At 55.7% G+C, this 21,826-nt stretch carries 18 protein-coding genes and 1 tRNA gene; 16 read left to right on the forward strand and 3 right to left on the reverse strand.

What is annotated here, in order from left to right; genetic code table 11:
- Positions 1 to 58: 58 nt before the first annotated feature.
- From FTO74_RS04425 to FTO74_RS04475, 11 genes are all read left to right on the forward strand, one after another.
- Positions 59 to 601 carry a prepilin peptidase gene (locus tag FTO74_RS04425; RefSeq protein WP_162537054.1) on the forward strand — a complete coding sequence of 181 codons (543 nt, stop codon included), beginning with the start codon at positions 59 to 61 and terminating at the stop codon, positions 599 to 601.
- Between the two features lie 4 nt (positions 602 to 605).
- Positions 606 to 1,421, forward strand: coding sequence for a Flp pilus assembly protein CpaB (cpaB, locus tag FTO74_RS04430; protein ID WP_162537055.1), 816 nt, complete (start codon positions 606 to 608; stop codon positions 1,419 to 1,421).
- A complete protein-coding gene (locus FTO74_RS04435; RefSeq protein WP_162537056.1) occupies positions 1,418 to 2,869 on the forward strand; it encodes a pilus assembly protein N-terminal domain-containing protein in 1,452 nt (483 codons plus the stop codon). The genes cpaB and FTO74_RS04435 overlap by 4 nt, the downstream gene beginning before the upstream one ends.
- Positions 2,870 to 2,901: 32 nt before the next feature.
- The gene (locus FTO74_RS04440; protein WP_162537057.1) at positions 2,902 to 4,125 is read left to right on the forward strand and encodes an AAA family ATPase; all 1,224 of its coding nucleotides are present in this window, start codon (positions 2,902 to 2,904) and stop codon (positions 4,123 to 4,125) included.
- A 57-nt stretch (positions 4,126 to 4,182) separates the two neighbouring features.
- A complete protein-coding gene (locus FTO74_RS04445) occupies positions 4,183 to 5,532 on the forward strand; it encodes a CpaF family protein (RefSeq protein ID WP_162537058.1) in 1,350 nt (449 codons plus the stop codon).
- A gap of 8 nt (positions 5,533 to 5,540) precedes the next feature.
- Positions 5,541 to 6,515 carry a type II secretion system F family protein gene (locus FTO74_RS04450; RefSeq protein WP_162537059.1) on the forward strand — a complete coding sequence of 325 codons (975 nt, stop codon included), beginning with the start codon at positions 5,541 to 5,543 and terminating at the stop codon, positions 6,513 to 6,515.
- Between the two features lie 2 nt (positions 6,516 to 6,517).
- Positions 6,518 to 7,423, forward strand: coding sequence for a type II secretion system F family protein (locus FTO74_RS04455; RefSeq protein WP_162537060.1), 906 nt, complete (start codon positions 6,518 to 6,520; stop codon positions 7,421 to 7,423).
- 216 nt (positions 7,424 to 7,639) lie between these two features.
- Positions 7,640 to 7,957: a DUF192 domain-containing protein gene (locus FTO74_RS04460; protein ID WP_255462611.1), complete on the forward strand. Its 318-nt coding sequence runs from the start codon at positions 7,640 to 7,642 to the stop codon at positions 7,955 to 7,957.
- 8 nt (positions 7,958 to 7,965) lie between these two features.
- Positions 7,966 to 9,378 (forward strand): pilus assembly protein TadG-related protein, encoded by a 1,413-nt coding sequence (locus FTO74_RS04465; protein WP_162537062.1) that lies wholly within the window; start codon positions 7,966 to 7,968, stop codon positions 9,376 to 9,378.
- A 16-nt stretch (positions 9,379 to 9,394) separates the two neighbouring features.
- Positions 9,395 to 9,844 (forward strand): TadE/TadG family type IV pilus assembly protein, encoded by a 450-nt coding sequence (locus FTO74_RS04470; protein WP_255462496.1) that lies wholly within the window; start codon positions 9,395 to 9,397, stop codon positions 9,842 to 9,844.
- Positions 9,845 to 10,363: a TadE/TadG family type IV pilus assembly protein gene (locus FTO74_RS04475; RefSeq protein WP_162537063.1), complete on the forward strand. Its 519-nt coding sequence runs from the start codon at positions 9,845 to 9,847 to the stop codon at positions 10,361 to 10,363.
- Here FTO74_RS04475 and FTO74_RS04480 read toward each other — a convergent pair.
- Positions 10,347 to 11,003 (reverse strand): TetR/AcrR family transcriptional regulator, encoded by a 657-nt coding sequence (locus tag FTO74_RS04480; protein WP_162537064.1) that lies wholly within the window; start codon positions 11,001 to 11,003, stop codon positions 10,347 to 10,349. The two genes, FTO74_RS04475 and FTO74_RS04480, sit on opposite strands and share 17 nt — an antisense overlap.
- A 72-nt stretch (positions 11,004 to 11,075) precedes the next feature.
- Between FTO74_RS04480 and FTO74_RS04485 the strand changes: the two genes are divergently transcribed.
- The 4 genes from FTO74_RS04485 (at position 11,076) to FTO74_RS04500 (ending at position 18,681) form a co-directional block, all read left to right on the forward strand.
- Entirely contained in the window at positions 11,076 to 12,734 is a 1,659-nt protein-coding gene (locus FTO74_RS04485; protein ID WP_162537065.1) for a DHA2 family efflux MFS transporter permease subunit, read from the forward strand.
- Positions 12,735 to 13,107: 373 nt separating this feature from the next.
- The gene (locus FTO74_RS04490; protein ID WP_162537066.1) at positions 13,108 to 14,214 is read left to right on the forward strand and encodes a homocysteine S-methyltransferase family protein; all 1,107 of its coding nucleotides are present in this window, start codon (positions 13,108 to 13,110) and stop codon (positions 14,212 to 14,214) included.
- Positions 14,211 to 16,916, forward strand: coding sequence for a methionine synthase (gene metH / locus FTO74_RS04495; protein WP_162537067.1), 2,706 nt, complete (start codon positions 14,211 to 14,213; stop codon positions 16,914 to 16,916). The genes FTO74_RS04490 and metH overlap by 4 nt, the downstream gene beginning before the upstream one ends.
- Positions 16,917 to 17,118: 202 nt before the next feature.
- Entirely contained in the window at positions 17,119 to 18,681 is a 1,563-nt protein-coding gene (locus FTO74_RS04500) for a hypothetical protein (protein ID WP_162537068.1), read from the forward strand.
- A gap of 287 nt (positions 18,682 to 18,968) precedes the next feature.
- On the opposite strand, the gene FTO74_RS04505 is transcribed toward FTO74_RS04500, so the two are convergent.
- Together FTO74_RS04505 and FTO74_RS04510 are read right to left on the reverse strand one after the other, a co-directional pair.
- Positions 18,969 to 19,044 (reverse strand) — tRNA-Cys (locus FTO74_RS04505).
- 57 nt (positions 19,045 to 19,101) lie between these two features.
- Positions 19,102 to 19,758, reverse strand: a complete 657-nt coding sequence (locus FTO74_RS04510) for a peroxiredoxin (RefSeq protein WP_162537069.1) — start codon at positions 19,756 to 19,758, stop codon at positions 19,102 to 19,104.
- A gap of 314 nt (positions 19,759 to 20,072) precedes the next feature.
- Here FTO74_RS04510 and FTO74_RS04515 point away from each other — a divergent pair, with 314 nt between their 5' ends.
- Positions 20,073 to 20,993, forward strand: a complete 921-nt coding sequence (locus FTO74_RS04515) for a PhzF family phenazine biosynthesis protein (protein ID WP_162537070.1) — start codon at positions 20,073 to 20,075, stop codon at positions 20,991 to 20,993.
- The last annotated feature ends 833 nt before the right edge of the window (positions 20,994 to 21,826 follow it).

Consider the following 21,826-nt stretch of genomic DNA (forward strand, 5'->3'; position numbering starts at 1 on the left):
AGCCGTGTATCGCTATGTCCTTTATTTTTCAATTTCTCCTTTGGTAGAGGTGATCCCAATGATTTCAATCGATAAAGAGATCATCTATCCGGTTGCTGGTTCAGTATGTGCAGGTATTGCTGCCATCTTTGATATTCAAAGTCGGAAAATTCCAAATCGCTTAATCGCATTTGCCCTCCCTGCGGCGCTTCTGCTTCACCTGATCTTTGACGGGTGGAGTGGGTTGGCAACCTCTTTTGCTGCAGCTCTCGTCGCGGGAGGCATATTTTTAATTTTTTTTGTGGCAGGTGGCATGGGTGGTGGGGATGTGAAGTTGATTAGTACGGTGGCGAGTGCGATTGGTTTTGAAAATATCGCTTATCTTCTGATCTTTACCTCTCTTGTGGGTGGGCTGATGGGATTAGTGCTTGCTCTAGTGCATGGGCGCCTTCGAGAGACGATGTGGAATGTTCTCTCTCTTGTGCGCCATCATCACCATAAAGGCCTTACCCCGCATGAGGAAATAAACGTAAAAAATAGTAATTCCCTACGCCTTCCCTACGCGGTAGCGATTGCAGCAGGATGCCTGTTGACCAGTTATTTTGCAGAAATGCCGAGGTAATCCAATGCTTGCACGCCGCTTTATTGCTGCCATGCTCGTGGCGGTTGCCATATCGGGGAGTTTTACTTTATGGCTTAGCCACCGCTTATCTAAGTTGCGTGCGCCTGTACCGACGCAGTTGCGTTATGTGGCTACAGTGAAAAAAATGGAGGCGGGGGAGATATTGACCGCTACAAATTTAAAACTGGTGAACTGGCCTGGCGGAGCGCCGCTTGCGGGTGCGTTTATCCGGCAGGATGATGTGATTGGCAGAAGCGTGCTTTACCCACTCGCCGAAGGGGAGCCGTTGCTCGATCGGCAGATATCCGGTGTGGGGCAAGGTGCGGGCTTGTCGGCTCGCATTCCTGAAGGAATGAGGGCCTTGTCGTTAAAGTCGGATCAGGTGGTAGGAGTTGCAGGATATTTGCTGCCGGGAACCCATGTCGATGTGCTAGTAACCTTTCGGGCAGCATCGTCAGACTCGATGACATCCACGGTTCTACAAGATGCGCAGATATTAACCGCCGGACAGAAGATGCAACCGGACCCCGAAGGTAAGGCCAATACTGTCGATGTTGTAACTCTTTTAGTTACTCCAGAGGACGCTGAAAGGGTAGTGCTGGCAAGTGCCCAGGGCACTGTGCACTTTGTATTGAGAAACGGAGCCGATCATAACCACGTTGAGGATACTCCGGCGCAAATGTCTACTTTAGGAGCAATGGTAAAGGCCAAGCCAGCAGCAGTAAGGCGGATAGTAAGTCCTCAGACTCCGCCAGCCCCTAAGAGGTATAGTGTGCAACTCATGCAGGGCGAAAAGCAATCGGTGGAGAGCTTCCAGTGAAAAGATATGCAATATGGTTCATCCGCTCACTTCGAAGTTTACCGCTGCTGGCCATTCTGTGTGGCGTTGACCTAACAGCTTATGCGGATCAGGTAGATACTCGTGCCGCTTCCAGTAACCCGTCGTTGGAAGATAGTACTGACGCAAGCTACTTCGCTAGTGCTATTCCGTCTGAAAAACCCATTCATTTGCTTGTCGGGCGATCAATGTCGGTTAGTGCAAAGCATAGGCTTACCAGGGTATATGTGACTAATCCTGCGGTGATCTACGCATTCATTGCCAGTCCCAAAGAAGTGCTGCTTACATCAAAGCAAACTGGCGTCAGCTCGCTTGTAGTTTGGGATGAAAACGGGGAGTCGCAATCATTTTTAGTTTCTTCCGATATAGACGTGGGCTCATTGCGAGATTCCTTCAAGCAGGCAATGCCAAACGAGCAAATTCATGTCCAGGCCGAGGAGGAACGCATTACACTCTCTGGAACGATTAGCAATGCGGCTATGTCGGAAGCGGCAGTGAGATTAGCTGGCCTTTACTCCAAGAATGTATCCAACGCACTACTTATTAACTCCTCTCTTGTAAGGCAGGTGAGGCTAAAGGTGCGAATTCTTGAAGTGGATCGCTCTAAGCTAAATCAATTTGGGATCAATCTTTTTAGTGCTGGTGGAAACAAGCTGATTCAGTCTTCTACGACTCAATTTCCTTCAAATTTGACGGCCTCAACAGGCGGATCTTCTTCCAGCGCCAGCGGAGGTAGCACGTCCACAGTTGGGGGAAAAAGCATTAGTATCTCAAATCCTTTGAACTTTTTGCTTTATAGCTCGCAGCTAAATATTGGCGCAATGGTGCAGGATCTGGAGTCACGCCAGGTACTGCAGATTCTGGCAGAGCCAAATATAACTACGTTAAGTGGGCAGAAGGCATCTTTTCTAGCAGGTGGCGAATTTCCTTTCCCCGTCGTACAGGGAAGCACGGGAGGACTAACATCAATCAGCATTCAATTTCGACCATATGGGGTAAAGTTAGACTTCACTCCAAGGGTCAATAGCGACGGCACAATTGAGCTATGGGTGGCGCCTGAGGTTAGTGCGCTGGATTATACCAACGCCGTCCAGATTAGCGGGTATACCATTCCGGCGCTATCGACCCGAAGGGCTGAGACTCAGGTGGTTCTCAGGAGTGGACAGAGCTTTGCTATTTCGGGGCTGCTCGATAGGCGTACAACCGATCAGCTTGGAAAGACCCCGGGCGCAGCCAGTATTCCTGTCTTGGGGCAGCTTTTCAAGTCAAAATCTATCAATCATTCGACGGCAGAGCTGCTTGTGCTGGTTACCCCCGAAGTAATTGATCCCATGTCGGAAGAACACATGGATGATCCAAAGCTTGCAATTCCATTGTTAGACCCGAAGGGCTTCGATGCGACGCTGCCTGTGGTTAAGACAGCTAAATAGGACGGGTCGATCGGCATTAAGAGGAAGGTTGCATGAACTACGGTTCTGAAGTCCCAAATGTCGTTGTTATGACTGTCTGCACGGATGTGGCAGACACATCTGCTCTTGTTCGAGCGGTTGGGAAAAAGCCTTGGGCGCTTAGTTTGTCGCATTTCGACACCTATGTCTCTAGTAGCAGACGTCCATCCTCGGCCTCGCAGATCAAGGCGGCTAGCTTATGTCTTGCTTTTGTTGACTTTGATAAGTCCACCGATTCGGCGGTTGAGACGACGCAATATTTATCGCAAACGTTTACGGGAAAGATCACCATTATCGCTGTTTCGGGAAGTCTGGATCCTGCCAGGATCTTGATGGCAATGAGAACAGGTTGTAGCGAATTTCTAGTCAAACCGCTCAATGAAGCTGCGCTGACGGGTCTGTTAAACAAAATTGATGATTCATGGTCTAGTTCGATAAAACGAGTTGTCCAGACTGGCTCCGTCATATCTTTTTTCGGAGCCAAAGGAGGTGTCGGAGCCACTACTCTTGCTGTGCATCTTGCGGCATATCTCGCTCAGTGTCACAAAAAACGCACGCTCTTGATCGATCATCACTTGGAGATGGGGCATGTGTGTATTTACCTCGGTGTCGATGGAGAAAATTGTCATTTGCACGAGGTGATTCGAAATGTCAATCGTTTAGATAGCGAGCTTCTTGGGGGCTATGTAACGAAGCACCGTAGCGGTGTTGAGGTACTGTCTTCTCCCAATGATGCAAATAAGGCTATGGTAATAGATGCCCAGACCGTATCCAGAGTGCTGGATTTCTTTCGATCGGAGTATGACTATGTGATTATCGACGCGGATATTCATCTAGATCAAATTAGCCACGCCATTATTCGCTCGTCATCCATTGCCTATTTAGTCGGAACGCCGGAGATTAGTGCGGTCCGGGATTTGTCCAGTCATATAGACAGGCTGACGTCTAAAGAAAACTTTTCGGAAAAGATACAGGTGGTAATCAATCGTTTCAACTCTTCTTATGCAATTAATTTTGAGCAGATCGAGAAGATGCTTAAGGTTCCGATCTCTATAAAGATCTCGACTGCCTATCTGGAATGTGTCAACTCTACTAATCTTGGTGAGCCAATTTCTCCTTCGAGTAAATCCGAGATTGCTGGACAGATGGGCAAGTGGGCAGCAGATGTGGCAGGATCGGCAGGTATAAAGACAAGTGTGAGAGTCACGCAAAATCTTTTTTCTCGATGGAAAAAGTGATTCTTTATTGAAGTCGATCAAGGCTCCAAAAAATCAATCGAGGATGCCACTTTCTTTATGAGTGCCGATATCGTTCCTAGTCCGGCTGAATGGACCGCAGTTGATCCTGTGCAGACAGTATATGGAGTTCCTGACATTATTCAGCAGCAAGTCAAGTCTGAGGTTCATAAAGAGCTTATAAAACGGCTTGATCTGAATCGGTTGGATGAGTTTAGAAAAACACGTACCGGACAGCAACAGCTTTTTTCTCTTGTACAGCATTTGATGGGCGAACAGAGCGTACCTCTAAGCGCAACGGAGCGAGACAGGCTTACGCAGGAGGTTATGGATGAAGTCTTTGGACTTGGGCCAATCGAGCCACTTCTTAATGACCCTACGATCAGCGATATTCTTGTTAATACTTATAACTCTGTTTATGTGGAGCGACGTGGACTCCTCGAAAAAACGAATATCGTTTTTAGAGATAATAGGCATTTAATGCATATTATCGATAAGATTGTTTCCGCGGTGGGGAGACGCGTAGATGAATCCTCTCCAATGGTGGACGCTCGACTGGCAGATGGGTCCCGTGTAAACGTTATTATTCCTCCGCTCGCTATTGACGGCCCGATCTTATCGATTCGACGTTTTGGAAGTACCCCGCTTGTTGCTGAGGACTTACTACGTTCCCAGATGTTAACAAGGCCAATGTTGGATCTGTTGCAGCGTGCGGTGGAAGTACGCATGAATATTGTGGTATCGGGTGGAACAGGCGCTGGTAAGACAACGCTGCTCAATGTCTTGTCCGGATTTATCTCGGCGCGAGAGCGCATTGTTACGATCGAAGACTCTGCCGAACTTTTAATGAAACAGGAGCACGTCGTGCGCCTGGAGACCAGGCCTCCTAATATGGAAGGCGGCGGGGGAATTCGTCAGCGTGAGTTGGTTGTCAATGCTCTACGTATGCGGCCAGATCGAATTATTCTTGGCGAGGTTCGCGGCGAAGAAACTCTCGACATGCTGCAGGCGATGAATACGGGACATGAGGGGTCATTGACCACGGTGCACTCTAATTCGCCGCGGGATGCTATCGCACGTATGGAAACAATGTCGATGACCGGTAGCGTCCGTCTGCCCGAGAAAGCAATTCGGGCACAGATTGCTTCGGCAATTCATTTGATTGTCCAGGTTGCGCGTATGAGTGATGGATCGAGGCGTATTACTCATATTACTGAGTTGCTAGGACTCCAAGGCGAAGTCATCAGTATGAACGATATTTTTCTTTTCAAAAAAGATGGATTATCTGTAGCCGGCAAGGTAAAAGGTCATTTTTATTCTACTGGCATTATGCCTAGATTTTGCGAAAAACTGCGTGAAGCTGGTATGTCTTTGCCGCATGGCCTGATGGACCACATGGTGGAGATCTGAAAGGGGGAATGATGAGCCTTTGGCTAATATTTGGGGTAATTTTTGCTGTTGCGTTTGGAGTGATGATGTTTTTGTTGCGATTCTCTCGACAGCAAAATGTTATGGTCCGCAGAATGGCGGCAGTCATAGCTCCACGTTCGGCTGTGGATAATAACCGACGTGCAATGACGCAATATCTGGTCCAGGGCGAGTCGGGTAGATTTGGGCGATTGGAAGGTTTAGCAGCGGGCGCGGGGCTTTTATCCCGTTTTCAACTCTTTCTTCTGCAGGCAGATAGCACTGTCTCCGTCGGAGTGTTTTTAGTACTGATTTTTGGATCAGCTTTGACGGCTTTTGGGATTACCTATGGGATTACTTCTCGTTTTGGAGTCTCGGCCTGTATCTCCACGATGATGGGCTATGTCCCTGTTGGATGGATGAGCGTGCGGAGAACTCGGAGAATAGAAGCGTTCAATAGTGCTCTTCCTGAGTGTGTTGCGTTGTGTGCTCGTTCTCTACGGGCAGGGCACTCTATTGCGGCGGCGATCAACATGGTTGGGGAGGAAGGGACAGAGCCTGTCAAAACGGAGTTTGCGGAGGTATTCAAAAAGCATAACTATGGTCTCTCCCTGCGGGAAGCACTGATGCAGATGCTGAACCGCGTTCCCTCGATGGATCTTCGACTTTTTGTAACCGGTATTCTGGTGCAGAAAGATACCGGCGGAAATCTTGCAGAGATCTTTGATCGGATTGTGTCTGTCATACGAGATCGTATGCGTATCCAGGGGGAGATAAGAACTCATACGGCGCAGGGGCGTCTCACTGGGTGGATCCTGCTTTTTTTGCCGATTTTTATATTTATAATTATGAATTTTATTAACCCTGGCTATGCAAATATTTTGTTTGAAGACCCCAAGGGGCAGAAGGTATTTTATGCGGGGGTTGTGATGTTGATCGTCGGCGGGCTGGTGATTCGCCGCGTAGTCAATGAGATTGAGGTGTGAGTATGGGGACTAGCATTTTGTATGCCGCAATTGGGCTAACTCTGTTTTGCGTACTGATATTGATGATGGCTCCAATTGTGCTTCGCCCAACCGCGGAGGCGCAGAGATTTATCGAAGTGGTGCAAAGTAGCCGGCCCGACAGGCGGAAGATTGGTAGAAGGCAGCGATTTGAAGAGGGGTTGGTCTCTCTTATAGGAAAACTTCGATCGAAGCTTGGGATAGCGGCAAGCCAGAAGTCACAGGAGCGTCTCCAGTCAGCTGGTTTGCGTAGTACTTACGCACAGGACCTATTTTTTGCGGCGCAAGTTCTTACTCCGTTAGTTGGAGTTTTTGTCGGTAGTTTTGTTAGGGAGCAGACACTTTTTGCTGTTCTTGCATCTGCTGTTGTTGGATATGTTTTTCCTAATATTTGCCTGGATACTGCGATTCGCAGTCGCAGGCAGAAGATTGCTCGTAGTCTGCCGGATGCGGTGGATTTGCTGGTTATATGTATTAATGCTGGGCTTGGGCTGGATCAGGCACTGCTTCGCATTGGGGAGGAGCTTGCTATCAGCCATCCTGAGATTCAGGGGGAACTCAGTCGTGTCTATCTCGAGCAACGGGCCGGGAGACCTCGAATTGAGGCATGGCAGAACCTGGCAACCAGGACCAAGATTAAAGAGGTCTCAGTGTTTGTAAGTATGCTGATGCAGACAGATCGGTTTGGTACGCCTATCGGCAAAGCACTTAGTGAATTTTCCGAAGATCTCAGGCAGAGGCGTCGTCAAAGGGCAGAAGAAGCCGCGGCCAAAGCAAAAGTTAAAATTATCTTTCCGCTGGTATTTTTTATCTTTCCCTGCCTTTTTATCGTACTTTTGGCTCCGGCGTTTTTAAGTATTATGAATGGTTTTCAAGGAATGAGCCGATAAGTAAGTTATAGCCTCGATGGCTGAAAATCGAGATAGATGTATTTCGAAAAAGGAGATTTTGAGTATGGATATGACAACTGTGATTCGCATCGTTGCCGGGGTTCTGGCGCTGGTTGTTCTGGCAATCATTGTGTATCGTCGTGGCCGGGCTAATAACTAGCTCGTCTGGCGAAAATGAGCAGAGTAAAGGTTTGGAACATAACCCGTGAAGCGTCAATGGGAGGCAGGATTGAGGTGGCGAACACCACTTTTCGTCGTGCCTATGGTTTGTTGGGCAGACGGAGGCTGGAAGCGGAGGAAGGTCTGTGGATCCGGCCTTCTTCGGGGATACACACCTTTGGCATGGCGTTTCCCATTGACGTGATTGGGCTCGATAAGGAACTGAAGGTGATCCGGCTTTGGAGCGCGATTCCGCCGTATCGGATGACTTCGCTTAGCTGGTCAATGCGGAGTGTGTTGGAACTGCCGCCGGGGAAGATTCTGGAGGCGGGTACGCAGATAGGCGATCTGCTGTGTATCGGTGGATCGGTTTAAGGGGCCGGATGACTTTCCTGAAAAAACTGTCAGACGAAAGCGGTCAGGTTATTGTGGTGGCGGCGCTGTGCCTGGTAGTGATGATTGCGTTTGTGGGGCTCGCTGTTGATGTGGGGCATGTGCGCTATGCGAAGCGTAACTTGCAGAACGCTGCCGATGCCGCGGCGCTGGCTGCGGCGATGGAAGTTCGGGTATGTGGTGGGACTGCGAACTGTCCAGCGATGCAGGCGGCAGCACAGAGCGCGCTCGTTGAGAATGGTTATGCGGGGAGTTTGTTGTTGACGAATTGTTCGGGGTTGGCGGGCGCGGCTTTGACCCTGACTCTGAATAATGGACCTTGTGCCCTGGGGGCCAGTGATCCGAACACCGGCAAGCTGAGCTATGCGGAAGTGGTTGTCTCGCAGCAGCTCAGGACTTATTTTGCAAAGATTGTGGGGTTTGATAATGTGCCGATCTCGGCCAGGGCCGAGGCGGCACATGGGCTGGGTGGGCCTTGTATCTATGCGCTGGACCCTTCGGGGCCGGGGGCGATTACTGTCGTGGGCGGGGTGGGGTTTACCTCAACCTGCGCGATTGTGGATGAGTCCACGTCGGATGCTGCATTGGCCTGCGTGGTGGGGCTTGGTATCTCCGCGCCGAAGATCAGCGTGTCGGGTGGGGCGGCGGGGTTGCTTTGTGGTTCGACGCCGCCGCCGACGCTGCATGTTCCTCCGCCATCGCCAGCCGATCCGCTTGCTTATTTACCGGCTCCGACTGGCGATGCATGTCCCAGCTCTTCATCCGGGCCTCCGTATTATGGATCGGCAACTCCGGTAAATCTCACTCTTCCGCTGCTGGCCAATATCGTATTCAATCCGGGAGTTTATTGTGGTGGAATTTCTATTACTGCCTCGTTGCTTTCGAGCATTACGTTTAATCCCGGTACTTATATTTTGAAAGACGGCCATAGCACTATCCTGGGGATACCCCAACCAACAACAGGTGGTCTACAGATCAACATTGGCGGTTTGCTGTCTTCTATTAGTGGTAGCAATGTTTTGTTTTATAACGAAAGCACCTCGGGTGGTTTTTCTGTTGTGGCTACATCGGCCATTGGCGGCATTCTTCCTCTCGGCAGCTTTAATTTATCTGCAAATACACAAGGTGAGTATGCTGGTATTTTATTTTTCCAGGCTCACGGAAATACAGCTCCCGGCACGTTTGTTGCCAGTCTGGTGAGCCCAAGCAATCTGAGTGGAGCTATCTATATGCCTGATGCACAGCTTAATTATGCTGTCGGTGTCATTACACCTTCTTACAATATTTTGGTTGCCAGGGATATTACTTTTACCGCTCAGATATTGAGTACTGTAGGGAGTAACTATGCGACTTTGCAGAGTGGAAGTCCGGTGAATGGTGACAATGCTGTGTTAGTGCAGTAAGTACGGGAGTGGTTTGATGGACTGGAAGATATTAAATCGTGCCGGGGAAGAAGAAGGCTCCAGCCTGCTGGAGACGGCGCTGCTGCTGCCGATGTTGCTGCTATTGCTGGTGGTAGCGGTGGATCTGGGGAGGGCCTATTACGTTGCGATGGAGGTCTCGTCGTCGGCTTACTCGGGGGCGCAGTACGGGACGCAGAATATGACGGATACGGCGGGGATGGTTGCAGCCTCCAGCCTGGATGCGCCGGATTTGCCGACGCTGACGCCGGTGGCTAAGTATGGATGTGAGTGCTCGGATGGTAGCCAGGCCGTGGATTCTTGTGTGTCGCCGCCCACTTGTACGTTGAATGTCGTGAACTATGTGGAGGTCGATACCTCGGTGACTTATGTTCCTATCCTGCCCTATCCGGGGCTTACGAATTCGCTGCTATTACAGGGCAAGGCTAGAATGCGGGTTTCGCGCTAAATGATGTTGCGGGTGGTTATGGTCGATGTAGGTGTGGTGCGACATGATTTCGCGGCTGATGAAAGGGGAAGTGCGCTACTGGAGTTTGCTCTGTGCTGCCTGATTGTGATGGCAACTATCTTCGGTATTCTGGAGTTCTCCCGAGCCATCTATATTGATCATTACCTGGCCGGCGCGGCACGGGATGCGGTGCGTTATGCCATGGTTCGCGGCTCCACTTGGAGCGGAACTGCTTGTGCTACGCCCACGATGTTTAACTGTGACGCGATCAATACGGATGTTACTTCGTTTGTGAAGAGTACGGTGCCTGGTGGTATGTCGGCTGACGGTCTGATTGTGACGACGCAGTGGCCTGGACAGACGGCCTCGGGTGCCGTCTGCGATGTGACCCAGGGAGTCAATAGTCCTGGATGTGTGGTCAAGGTGACGGTTAGCTATCCTTTTACTTTTGTGGGGATATTTCTGGCGAATCGCTCTTTTCAACTGCAGAGTGCGGCAGCGGTCACGATTGCGCAGTAGGGTGGTTGCTGCTGCTTTTTGCGGGAGATGAGGGTTCTTCGGTGAGGCCGAGGGTGTGGAGGGTCAGGCGCGTGATGAACTCCGCGTCCTGCTCGATGGAATGAGCGACTACGCCGTCGAGGCGGCGCTCGTTGGCTCCGCGTAATAGGTCGATGACGGCCCAGGAGATGGCTTCAAGGGGCTGGGGCTGGATTTCGCCGGTGGCTACGCCCTCTTCGAGCAGGGTGACCAGGCTTTGGGCTGAGGTGCGGAGGAGGGCGTTGGTCTGCTTGCGGTTTTGGGCCTCGCGGCCGACGGTGAGGAGCAGGCGGTAGAGGCTGCGGCGCTCGAGCCAGAACTCGAGCCGGGCGGTGACGAAGGCGGCTACTCTCTGGCGGATACCGGTGGCCGATTGCAGGCGCTCCTGGACGCGTTCGTTGAGCTGGTCAATGGCGTGCTGGACGGCTGCGACATAAATCTCTTCTTTGGAGCGGAAGTACAGGTAGAGCGTGCCTTTGGCGATGTCGGCCTGGGCGGCGATGTCCTCTGCGCGCGCGGCGGCGAAGCCTTTGGTGCCGAAGATCTTCAGCGCCGCGGCGATGATCTCGGTGCGCCGAAGGTCGGTTAGGACCTGTTTGCGGACTTTGGAAGAGGCGGCCACCTGTTCAACTTAACATATTGTTCTCTGTCCGGCGGGGAGATGTGGCGGTATAATGACCGAGGAGTCATTTTTATGACCGTTCAGTCAAATATCGATACCGCGGAGGCTGCGCTGGGCGCCAGCGCGCCGGAGTTCGAGCCGGGCGTTGAGTTGGAGACGGTTGCGGCACCTCGGCTCTATAACCCCTGGATTATTGCGCTGGTCGTGACGATGGGCACCTTTATGGAGGTGCTGGATACGTCGATTGCGAACGTGGCGCTGCCGCATATCGCGGGGAGTCTGTCGGCCTCTCAGGATGAGAGCACCTGGGTGCTGACCAGCTACCTGGTGGCCAATGCGATTATTCTGCCGATCAGCGGGTGGATCTCCGGCGTGCTGGGGCGGAAGAACTTTTATCTTGGCTCGGTGATCTTGTTTACGCTGTTCTCGGCCTGCTGCGGGATTGCGCCTACGCTGGGGATGCTGGTGGTGTTTCGGGTACTGCAAGGGCTGTCGGGTGGTGGGTTGCAGCCGTCGGTGCAGGCGATTCTGGCGGACTCGTTTCCGGGCAATAAGCGCGGGATGGCGATGGCGGTCTATACCATCGCGATTCTTTGCGCGCCGGTGCTGGGGCCTACGCTGGGCGGGTGGATTACGGATAACTACTCGTGGCGCTGGATCTTCTATATCAATATTCCGATTGGGATGCTGTGCGCGTTTTTGACGCGGATTGTGCTGCGTGATCCTCCGCACTTGATCGAGAAGCGTAAGGCGCAGAAAGGGAAACCGCTGCAGATTGACGTGGCGGGGTTGGCCTTTGTGTCGCTGGGGTTGGCCGCGCTGGAGATTGTGCTCGATCGTGGGCAGGAGCTGGATTGGTTTGGTTCGACCTTTATTAGCTGGTCGGCGGCTACGGCGGTTTTTTGCTTGATTGCCGCGGTCTTCTGGGAGCTGCATACCAAGAATCCGGTGGTGAACCTGCGGCTGCTGAAGGAGAGGAACTTTCTCTTCTGCTGCGTGATCGTGCTGGGAATGTATACGGCGTTGTATGCGACGACCTTCTTGCTGCCGCAGTTTATGCAGGAGCTGCTGGGGTATGACGCGACCACGGCGGGGTTTGCGGTGTCGCCATCTGGTTTGGTGACGATGGTTGAGGTGCCGATTATTGGCTGGCTGCTGAGCCGGGGCTCGGATGCGCGGCGGATGATTGCGCTGGGGCTTACGACGATGACCGTGGCTACGTGGTGGCTCTCGCTGGGGAACCTGGAGGTTGCGGAGACGAACCTGATCTGGCCGCGTGTGTTGCAGGTGATGGGGCTGGGGATGACGACCGTACCGTTGAGCACGATCATGTTCCGGTTTCTTCCGGCGGACCAGAGCAGCAATGCAGCCGGGATCTATGCGCTGGTGAGGAATGAGGGCGGGAGTATTGGAATTGCTCTTTCCAGTACGTTCTTGCAACGGACCGCTCAGATGCACCAGACGTTCTTAGCGGCGAATATTACGGCTTCGAATGTGCAGGCGATGAGTGCGGCGCAGCGATTGGGCGGGGCTGTGGGTGGGTCGGCGGTGGATAACGCTTATGCCGGGTTGGCGCTGCTTTATCAGCAGGTGCAGCGGCAGGCTACGCTGTTGGCTTATATGGATCAGTATCGGTTGTTTACTTATATTCTGCTTTGTTTGCTGCCTTTGGTGTTGCTGCTCAAGCGGCCTCCGAAGCAGGCGGGGAAGATCGAGTTGGATGTGCATTGAGGATGTGGGTGGGGTGAGGAAAGCACACCTCGGGGGCTAAAGCCCGCTTCTGGGGTGGGTTTTGATGTCCGGGCTAAAGCCCGGACCTACCCCAGAAGCAACGGCAAAGACAACCGCAACGGCAAAGACAGAAGCAGATTCCTCCGCTTCGCTCCTGAATGACGACCAAGAGAACAGGCAACGGCAACGAGTGGTCTTGGTTGGGGGGATGGTGGGTGGGGTGGTCGCCTATAATGGATGAGGCGCGTTTGCGCTGAATGTGGCAGGCTTAAGGGCTAGTGCGTGGAAGAGCTGAATAACTCGGCTCCGGCCAGATGCCCTGAGCTTTGCGCGGCTGGTCCGCGCGCGGCCACGCCCAAGGCCCCAGGGAGACATGACGAAAGCTCACCCACATCCTCTTGTAGATATCCTCCGGAAGCGAATTGCCATCATCGACGGTGCGATGGGGACGACGATCCGCACCTATGGCATGGCTGAGGCGGATATTCGCGGCGAACGGTTTCAGGACTCGACCAAGGATCTGCTGAATAACGGCGACCTCTTCTCGCTGACGCAGCCGACGATGATCTGCGATATTCATCGCCGGTTTCTGGAGGCGGGTGCGGACATCATCGAGACCAATACCTTTGGCGCGACCAGCATTACGCAGAGCGAGTTCTTTGTGGACGATCCGCGGGAGCATGGCGGGCGGAAGGATCCTGAGTTCTATCAGAAGATTATTGAGGACTCGTACCTGGATGGACTGGCCTGGGAGATCAATGAGCAGTCGGCGCGGCAGTGCCGGGAGTGGGCTGACCGGGTGGGCAATGAGACCGGGCGGCAGAGGTTTGTGGCCGGGGCGATTGGCCCGCTGACGGTGTCGCTCTCGAACTCGCCCGATGCCGATGATGCCGGGTTTCGGGTGGTGACGTTCGACCAGGTGAAGGCTGCTTATGCGCAGCAGATTAGGGCGTTGATTGCCGGGGGATCGGACCTGTTGCTGGTGGAGACGATCTTTGACTCGTTGAACGCAAAGGCCGCGCTGGTGGCGATTCGTGAGGTCTTCGATGAGGATGGGCTTACGGCGAAGGGGACGGAGCTGCCGGTGATGATCTCGGCGGCGGTGGGGCGCGGGGGGGAGACGCTGATCTCGGCCCAGACCACGGAGGCTTTCTGGAATGCGGTCAATCATGTGAAGCCGCTGGCGGTGGGGCTGAACTGCTCGCTGGGGCCGGACCTGATGTATCCGTTTTTGAGTGAGCTGGCGCAGAAGGCTGATGTGGCCATCTCGTGCTATCCCAATGCGGGGTTGCCGAATCCTCTGTCGGAGACTGGGTTTGATCTGGGGCCGCCGGATATGGCGCGGTTTCTGGGCGGCTTTGCGCAGGATGGATTGATCAATATCGCCGGGGGATGCTGCGGCAATACCCCGGAGCACATTGCGGCGATTGCCAAGGCCCTTGAGGGCCAGGCTCCGCGGAAGTTCGAGGCGGGAGCATGAGTGGAGTAGAGACTAAGCCACTGCGGCTCTCGGGATCGCAGCCCTTTACGCAGCAGCCGGGCGTGTACATCATGATCGGCGAGCGGACCAACGTGGCCGGGTCGCCGAAGTTTGCCAGGCTCATCAAAGAGGGCAAGTACGAAGAGGCGATCGCGATTGCGCGGCAGCAGGTGGAGAATGGCGCGAACGTCATCGACATCTGCATGGACGAGGGGATGATCGACGGCGTGGCTGCGATGACGCGGTTTTTGCAGCTGCTGGGGAGTGAGCCGGAGGTGGCCAAGGCCCCCTTCATGGTGGACTCGTCGAAGTGGGAGGTCATCGAGGCCGGGCTGAAGTGCTTGCAGGGCAAGGGGATTGTGAACTCGATCTCGCTGAAGGAGGGCGAGGCGAAGTTTCGCGAGAACGCTGCGAAGGTAAGAAAGTATGGCGCGGCGGTGGTGGTGATGGCCTTCGATGAGGATGGGCAGGCTGCGACTTATGCGGAGAAGATCCGCATCTGCGAGCGGGCTTACCGGATTCTGGTGGATGAGGTTGGGTTTCCGCCTGAGGATATTATCTTCGACCCGAATATCCTGACCGTCGCTACCGGGATGGAGGAGCATAACAACTACGCGGTGGACTTCATCAATGCCACGCGGTGGATCAAGGCGAATCTGCCCCATGCAAAGGTCTCGGGTGGTGTCTCGAATATCTCGTTCAGCTTTCGCGGGAACAACAAGGTGCGCGAGGCGATGCACTCGGCTTTCTTGTATCACGCGATTGCTGCCGGCATGGATATGGGCATCGTCAACGCCGGGATGCTCGAGGTGTACGAGGAGATTGAGCCGGAGCTGAAGGTGCTGGTCGAGGATGTGCTGCTCAACCGGCGGCCCGATGCTACCGAACGTCTGGTCGAACACGGCGAGAGGCTGAAGGACGTCGGTACGGTCGTCACGGAGAAGAAGGCTGAGGAGTGGCGCAACGGCACGGTAGAGGAGCGGCTCGCGCACGCGCTGGTGAAGGGGATGGACGCGTACATCGAGATCGATACGGAGGAGGCTCGGGTGAAGCTGGGGCGGCCTCTGCTGGTGATCGAAGGGCCGCTGATGGCGGGGATGAGCGTGGTGGGCGACCTGTTTGGTGCGGGCAAGATGTTTCTGCCGCAGGTGGTGAAGTCGGCTCGTGTGATGAAGAAGGCTGTGGCTCACCTGACTCCGTTTATGGAGGCCGAGAAGGCTGCGATGGAGGCGGCCGGGCAGGTTGTCAAAGCGCAGGGGAAGATCGTGCTGGCTACGGTGAAGGGCGATGTGCACGATATCGGTAAGAACATCGTCGGTGTGGTGCTGGCTTGTAATAACTACGAGGTCATCGACATGGGGGTGATGGTCTCGTGCGAGAAGATTCTGGAGAGGGCGAAGGCCGAGAAGGCGGACATGATCGGGCTGAGTGGGCTGATTACGCCGTCGCTGGATGAGATGGTGCATGTGGCCAAGGAGATGGAGCGGCAGGGGTTCAAGCTGCCGCTGCTGATCGGCGGGGCGACTACCAGCAGGGCGCATACGGCGGTGAAGATTGCGCCGCACTATAGCGAGCCGGTGGTGCATGTGCTCGACGCCAGCAGGGCCGTGCCGGTGACGACCAGCTTGCTGAGTGATGAGAGCAAGCCAGAGTTTGTGGCGAAGCATCGTGCTGACTACGAGGCGGTGCGTAAGGCTCACTCTGCTCCGAAGCAGCAGGCTGTTTCGCTGGAGGTTGCGCGTGGGCGTCGGACGCCGATTGAGTGGCGGGCTGAGGATCTCGCCGTGCCCGAGTTTACTGGCGTGCGGGTGCTGGATGATTTTCCGCTGGAGACGCTGCGGGAGTTCATCGACTGGTCGCCGTTCTTCCATACGTGGGGGCTGAAGGGGATCTATCCACGCATCCTCGACCATGAGGAGCAGGGGGCGCAGGCAAGGCAGATCTTTGCCGATGGCAAAGCGCTGCTGGACACGATCATTGCGCAGAAGCTGATTACGGCGCGGGGTGTTTATGGGTTCTTTCCTGCCAATGCCGTGGGCGATGATGTGGAGCTGTATGCCGATGAGAGCCGCGAGACGGTGGTGAAGCGGTTCCACTTTTTGCGGCAGCAGGCGAACCGGGAGGGGAGTGAGCCTTGCCGGTCGTTGGCCGACTTTATTGCTCCGAAGGAGACCGGGCTGCGGGACTACATCGGCGGCTTCGCGGTGACCAGCGGGATTGGGGTGAAGGAGCTGTGCGACCGCTTCAGAGCTGAGAACGATGATTACAACGCCATCATGGCCGAGGCGCTGGCGGACCGGCTGGCTGAGGCTTTTGCGGAGTGTCTGCACAAGAGGGTGCGGGATGAGTGGGGGTACGGGCGTGGGGAAGGGCTGACGCCGCAGGAGTTGATCCAGGAGGGGTATCGGGGGATAAGACCGGCTCCGGGGTATCCGGCGTGTCCCGATCATACGGAGAAGGGCGCGCTGTGGGATCTGCTCGACGTGCAGGCGAAGACCGGGATGCAGATTACGGAGTCGTTTGCGATGTGGCCGGGGTCGAGTGTAAGTGGGATTTACTTTGCGCATCCGCAGTCGCGGTACTTCAGCCTGGGCAAGATTGAGCGGGACCAGGTGGAGGATTATCACGCGCGCAAGGGTATGAGTGTGGCCGAGGTCGAGCGGTGGCTGGGACCGAATCTGAACTACGATCCAGCCGAATAAGTGTGGCGGGGCATGTTTCAGATTTGAGATATGCCCCGCCTGGCTAAGACCCGATTTGGGACTGGGGTGAGATGTGTCCTGACTCCTTCCGGCTGGGCTTGCGTAGAATGCAACAGTGAGCTTCACGTTGCAGGGTCAAGAAGCTGAGAACAGTCGATCTACTCCGTCCGCTTTGCATTGGTCGGGGCGATGGCCGCTTGGCGTGATTGGGCTCTGTGGGGCCGTTGCGCTGCTTGGTCTGTTGCTGGTGCCGCACTTTTTTCTGCCGTCTGAAGATGTCGTAATCCTGTTTCAGTACAGCCGCAACCTGGCGCAGCATGGGACGATCAGCTACGTGGCCGGTGGGCCGAGGGCGGAGGGCGCGACCGATTTCCTGTGGATGGTGCTGGTGGGCGGGGCGATGCGCCTGGGGATTCCGGCGTTTCTCTTTTGCCAGGTGGCCAACGTGCTCTCGCTGATGGGGCTGGGCGTGCTGCTGCTGCGGCTTGCGAGGGTGAGAGCTACGGCGTGGCGCGTGCTGGTGGTGGTGGGGGCTGCGGCTATGTTGCCGCAGATATTCGCGGCGGTGTTGGGGTTTGCGATGTTGCCGGATGCTCTGCTGCTGGTGGCGCTGGTTTGCTGCGTTCTGGAGCGGAGGGTGGCGGGCGCGGCTCTGACGGCGCTGGTCTTCTGCCTGTTCCGTCCGGATGGGGTGGTCTTTGCCGTGCCGCTGTTGCTGTGGATGCTGCTCTCCGGCAGGAAGCTGGGGAAGGATGCTGCTGTCGTCGGCGGGCTGTATGTGCTGCCGGGAGTGCTCTATTTTCTGTGGCGGTGGCACTACTTTGGAGAGTTTTTTCCGCTGCCGTTTCTGGTGAAGTCGGATGCGCAGCGCGTGTTGGGCGTGGTGGTGGCGACTTCGGCACACGAGAGTCGGCCCTATCTGCTGTTTGTGATGATGGTGCTGGCGGCGCTGCTCTGGCCGGGGACGCTGGCGAAGGAAAACCGGCGGCAGACGCTTTGGCTGACCCTTCTGCTGGTGGTGGTGCCGACGGCGTTCTTCTGGACGATGCGGCTGGATCAGAATGTGGCGAAGAGGTTCTTCTACTATCTTCCGGTGGCGGTGGCGATCCTGCTGGCTGTGAACTGGCCCGCGCTGGCGGGGAAGAGGAGACAGTTGTTGTGGGTTACGGGATGGGCCTGGATGCTGCTCCTGCTGCTGCCCTGGGTCCGCGAGTATTTTATCTTTCGGTACTCGCAGTTTGTCGGTATCGCGAAGATTGCCCAGGACCTGGGCCGGGTGCCGCAGCGAGGGAGGATGATGACGACCGAAGCCGGGTTGCTGCCGTACCTTTCGGGCTGGCAGGCGTATGACGCGTGGGGGCTGAATAGTGCGGAGTTTGCACATCGGTTGATTCAGCCCGGCGATGTCGAGAGGCTGAGGCCGGACCTGCTGATTCTGCATCCGGACAGGCCGGAGGGGTGCCTTGTCGGGAGCGATTGGCCGCAGGCGGGGTATATGGGACGGACATGGGTGCATATGACGCGCAACCTGGTGTTGGGCGCGAGCCGGGGTGGATATGAGCTTTGGCTGATCTCGTATGGGTCGGAGTCTTATCGGAAGAGCATGGGGTGGAGATATGGGGAGGGGGATCGGGAGTGCTGGTTTGTGAGGAAAGACTCGCCGGTGTATGGGGAGATGGTGGGGGCGTTGCGGGAGAATCATGGAGTGGAGCCGGAGGAGGCTTTGCGGTTGGAAGAGACGCATGATGGGCTGAAGCTGAAATGAAAATTTTGTTCCTGACCAGCGGGAGGGCCGCGCGAAGCTCTAAAAAGGCGTGGGAACGCCCGCTCTCCGCGTAGGAGGCCCGTTGGGCAGGACGTTTTTGTGGCTGGTATAGAGCGCGCCTTCAGCGCTAAGGGCAACAGCAAAAGCAAGGACAGAAGCAGATTCCTCCGCTTCGCTCCTGAATGACAACCAAAAGAACAGGCAACGGCAAGTGCGCCTTAGCGCCGGGCGGGCGGCACTTCGTGCGGTTTTGGACGCTTCGCGTATGTGTGTGTGGGGAGATTTTTTGGAGCACCGAATGGGATTTGAACCCATGAATACTGGTTTTGCAGACCAGCGCGTTAGCCACTTCGCCATCGGTGCCCGGCCGCCGCGCAGGAGATACGCGGCGGAGCAGTGCTTCTACAACATTACTGCAAACTACTTGGGCTGGGTCGTCGTGCGCAAGTACGGCTTCACCGTCTTGTAACCGGGGAAGATCTTGTCCGCTTCCTCGTTCGAGACCGCGCCGGTGATGATGACGTCGCCGCCCTGCTTCCAGTTTGCCGGGGTCGCTACCTTGTGAGTCGCCGTCAGTTGGATGGAGTCCAGCACGCGGATGATCTCGTCGAAGTTGCGGCCGGTCGTCATCGGATAGGCCATCAGCAGCTTGATGCGCTTGTCGGGGCCGATCACGAAGACCGTGCGCACGGGAGCGTTGTTGGCCGGGGTACGGCCCTCGGAGGTGGTGCCCGCATCGGCGGCCAGCATGTCGTAGAGCTTGGCAACCTTCAGCTCAGGGTCGCCGATCAGGGGATAGGTCACCTTGGCTCCGCCCACGTCTTCGATGTCCTGTGCCCACGCCTCGTGCGCGCCCACCGGGTCGACGCTCAGGCCGATCACCTTGGTGCCGCGCTCGGCAAACTGTGCCTCGAGGTTCGCTACCGCGCCCAGCTCGGTGGTGCAGACCGGAGTGAAGTCCTTCGGGTGCGAGAAGAGCACGGCCCAGCTGTCGCCGATCCACTCGTGGAAGTTGATCGTGCCCTGCGTCGTCTCGGCGGTGAAGTCGGGAGCAATATCATTGATGCGAAGTGACATATCCGGATTGCCTCGTTCCTTGTTTAGATTCGTTCCGTGAAAAAACGTTGGGGTTTATTCCACAAAAAAACCACCCCGCTTACCAGCCCTGGGTGGGTTCTGTCGTGTCTCGGAGGGCTTGATCTACTCCGATTCGCGCATCCACACCCGCGCCTGGTCACAGCGACAGCAGCGGCAACGGGTGCAGGTCATGTTGGCGATCGAAGTCTTCATTCAATCCTCTAGAAAATCCTAACTTGCCCGCAGGCCGGTTACTCTGGCAGAGGCAGTTTCACCTCACTGCGGTTCTCATAACCTACGCGCACGGAGTTCTCATGTCAACCCGTACCCCCACTCGTGTCCTCGACTACGCTCAGGTCAACGTCTTCGCCGAACGAGCCCTCGAAGGCAATCAACTTGGCATCTTTACCGATGCCAGCTCGCTCACTACCGCCGAGATGCAGGCGCTGGCGCGCGAAACCAACTTCGCTGAGACCACCTTCATTCTGCCGCGAGAGACCGCCGTGGAGAGCGAGCGGGGAGTGCTGGTGCGCATCTTCACCGTGCAGGAGGAGCTGCGCTTTGCCGGGCATCCTACGCTGGGCACGGCCAGTTGGTTGTACTGGAATCATCCTGTGCTGCGCGGCGCGGGGGAGATCACGCTCGAGCTGAAGGTGGGGCCGATCACGGTTCGGTTTGAGGAGCAGGCGGCGGGGGAGCAGGGAGTCTTCGGCACCATGCGGCAGCAGGATCCGGTCTTTGGTGACCTGCACGAGCGTGATGCTGTGGCGGAGGCTCTAGGGCTTGCACCGGAGGACATCGACGCCGCTATGCCCATCCAGACGGTCTCTACGGGGATGCCCTTCTGCATTGTCCCGCTGCGTTCGCTGGAGGTGGCGGGGAGGCTCGCCATTCCTCAGGCGGCGGCGCAGGCCTATCTCGACCGCTGCGATGCGAAGTTTTTCTACTGCCTGACTCCGGCTGCGCCGTTCTCGGGCGCGGACTGGCACTGCCGGATGCAGTTTTATAACGGCGAAGACCCGGCTACGGGATCGGCCAGCGGATGCGCCATCGCTTACCTGGTTCGTCACGGATTTGTAACCAGCGGACGGCCCACGGTCTTCGAACAGGGCTTGGAGATGCTGCGGCCAAGCCGGATTCACGTTCAGGCCAGTCTTGTTCACGAAAATGTCACAGAGGTGTTCGTCGGCGGACGCACTATTCCAGTGGCAACGGGACGGTTTTTCCTGCCGTGATGCAAAGGTTTTACACAGCTCTAATTCTTCAAACCGCAACATTCATAGGGGTCTGCGCGTTTGCGGTGGATGAGCAACGTGAAAACAGGAGCGTTTTCGCCATTTATTCGCCAGTTGCCAAGCTGGGTGCCCCTTCGTAATGTGAGAAAGCAATCAAGCACAGCCGTTCTTGATCCGGCGATGCCGGGGGAGAGCGGAAGGCTTTGAAGTAGTTCATGGCCTTGTTGTTTTCGGTCGATAGCTTTACTGCTTTACCGATTAGAAACTTTGCTGTTTACACACAATTGAGTTGAGAGAAGCCTGACTGCCTCTGCAGTCGCGGCTCCCGTACAGACACGCTCCCCGACTGCAACCAGCAGACGGGTCGGACCTCTGCCGTCATTTTTGGTGACGGCATCTATGGCCTCCGATCCGCTGACCTCGCAGTTCCCTGAGTAGCCCTGTGCGGGTAAAGGGTCCCGCCCGGCACTGGAAAACTCCAGCCGTCAGCCCCTACCGCGAGCGCAACCTGCATCCCCGGCAACCATGCTTCTCTCTCACCCGCGGTCCACCGGATATCCCTGTGGATCGGGGGCACTGATCCTTTGCGCCTCAAAACCCGTTTCGGGTGGGGGCCGCGGGAGCAGACAGGAGAGCTTTGTCTTTTTCTGCTGCTTCAGCGGTTGTGCAAAAGAGCAGGTGGCCCCAGCTTGCTTCGGAGACGGATTCACGCTCCAACGGGCCGCGGTATGCGATCACCCAGCCGTCCGCCCGGCTGCGCGGCCAAACAGCCGCCGCGCCGAGCGAAGGCACAGACATTTCGCACGCCCGACCCGCGCGCGGAGAGATAGAGA

Source organism: Granulicella sp. WH15 (assembly GCF_009914315.1).
Classification (GTDB): domain Bacteria; phylum Acidobacteriota; class Terriglobia; order Terriglobales; family Acidobacteriaceae; genus Edaphobacter.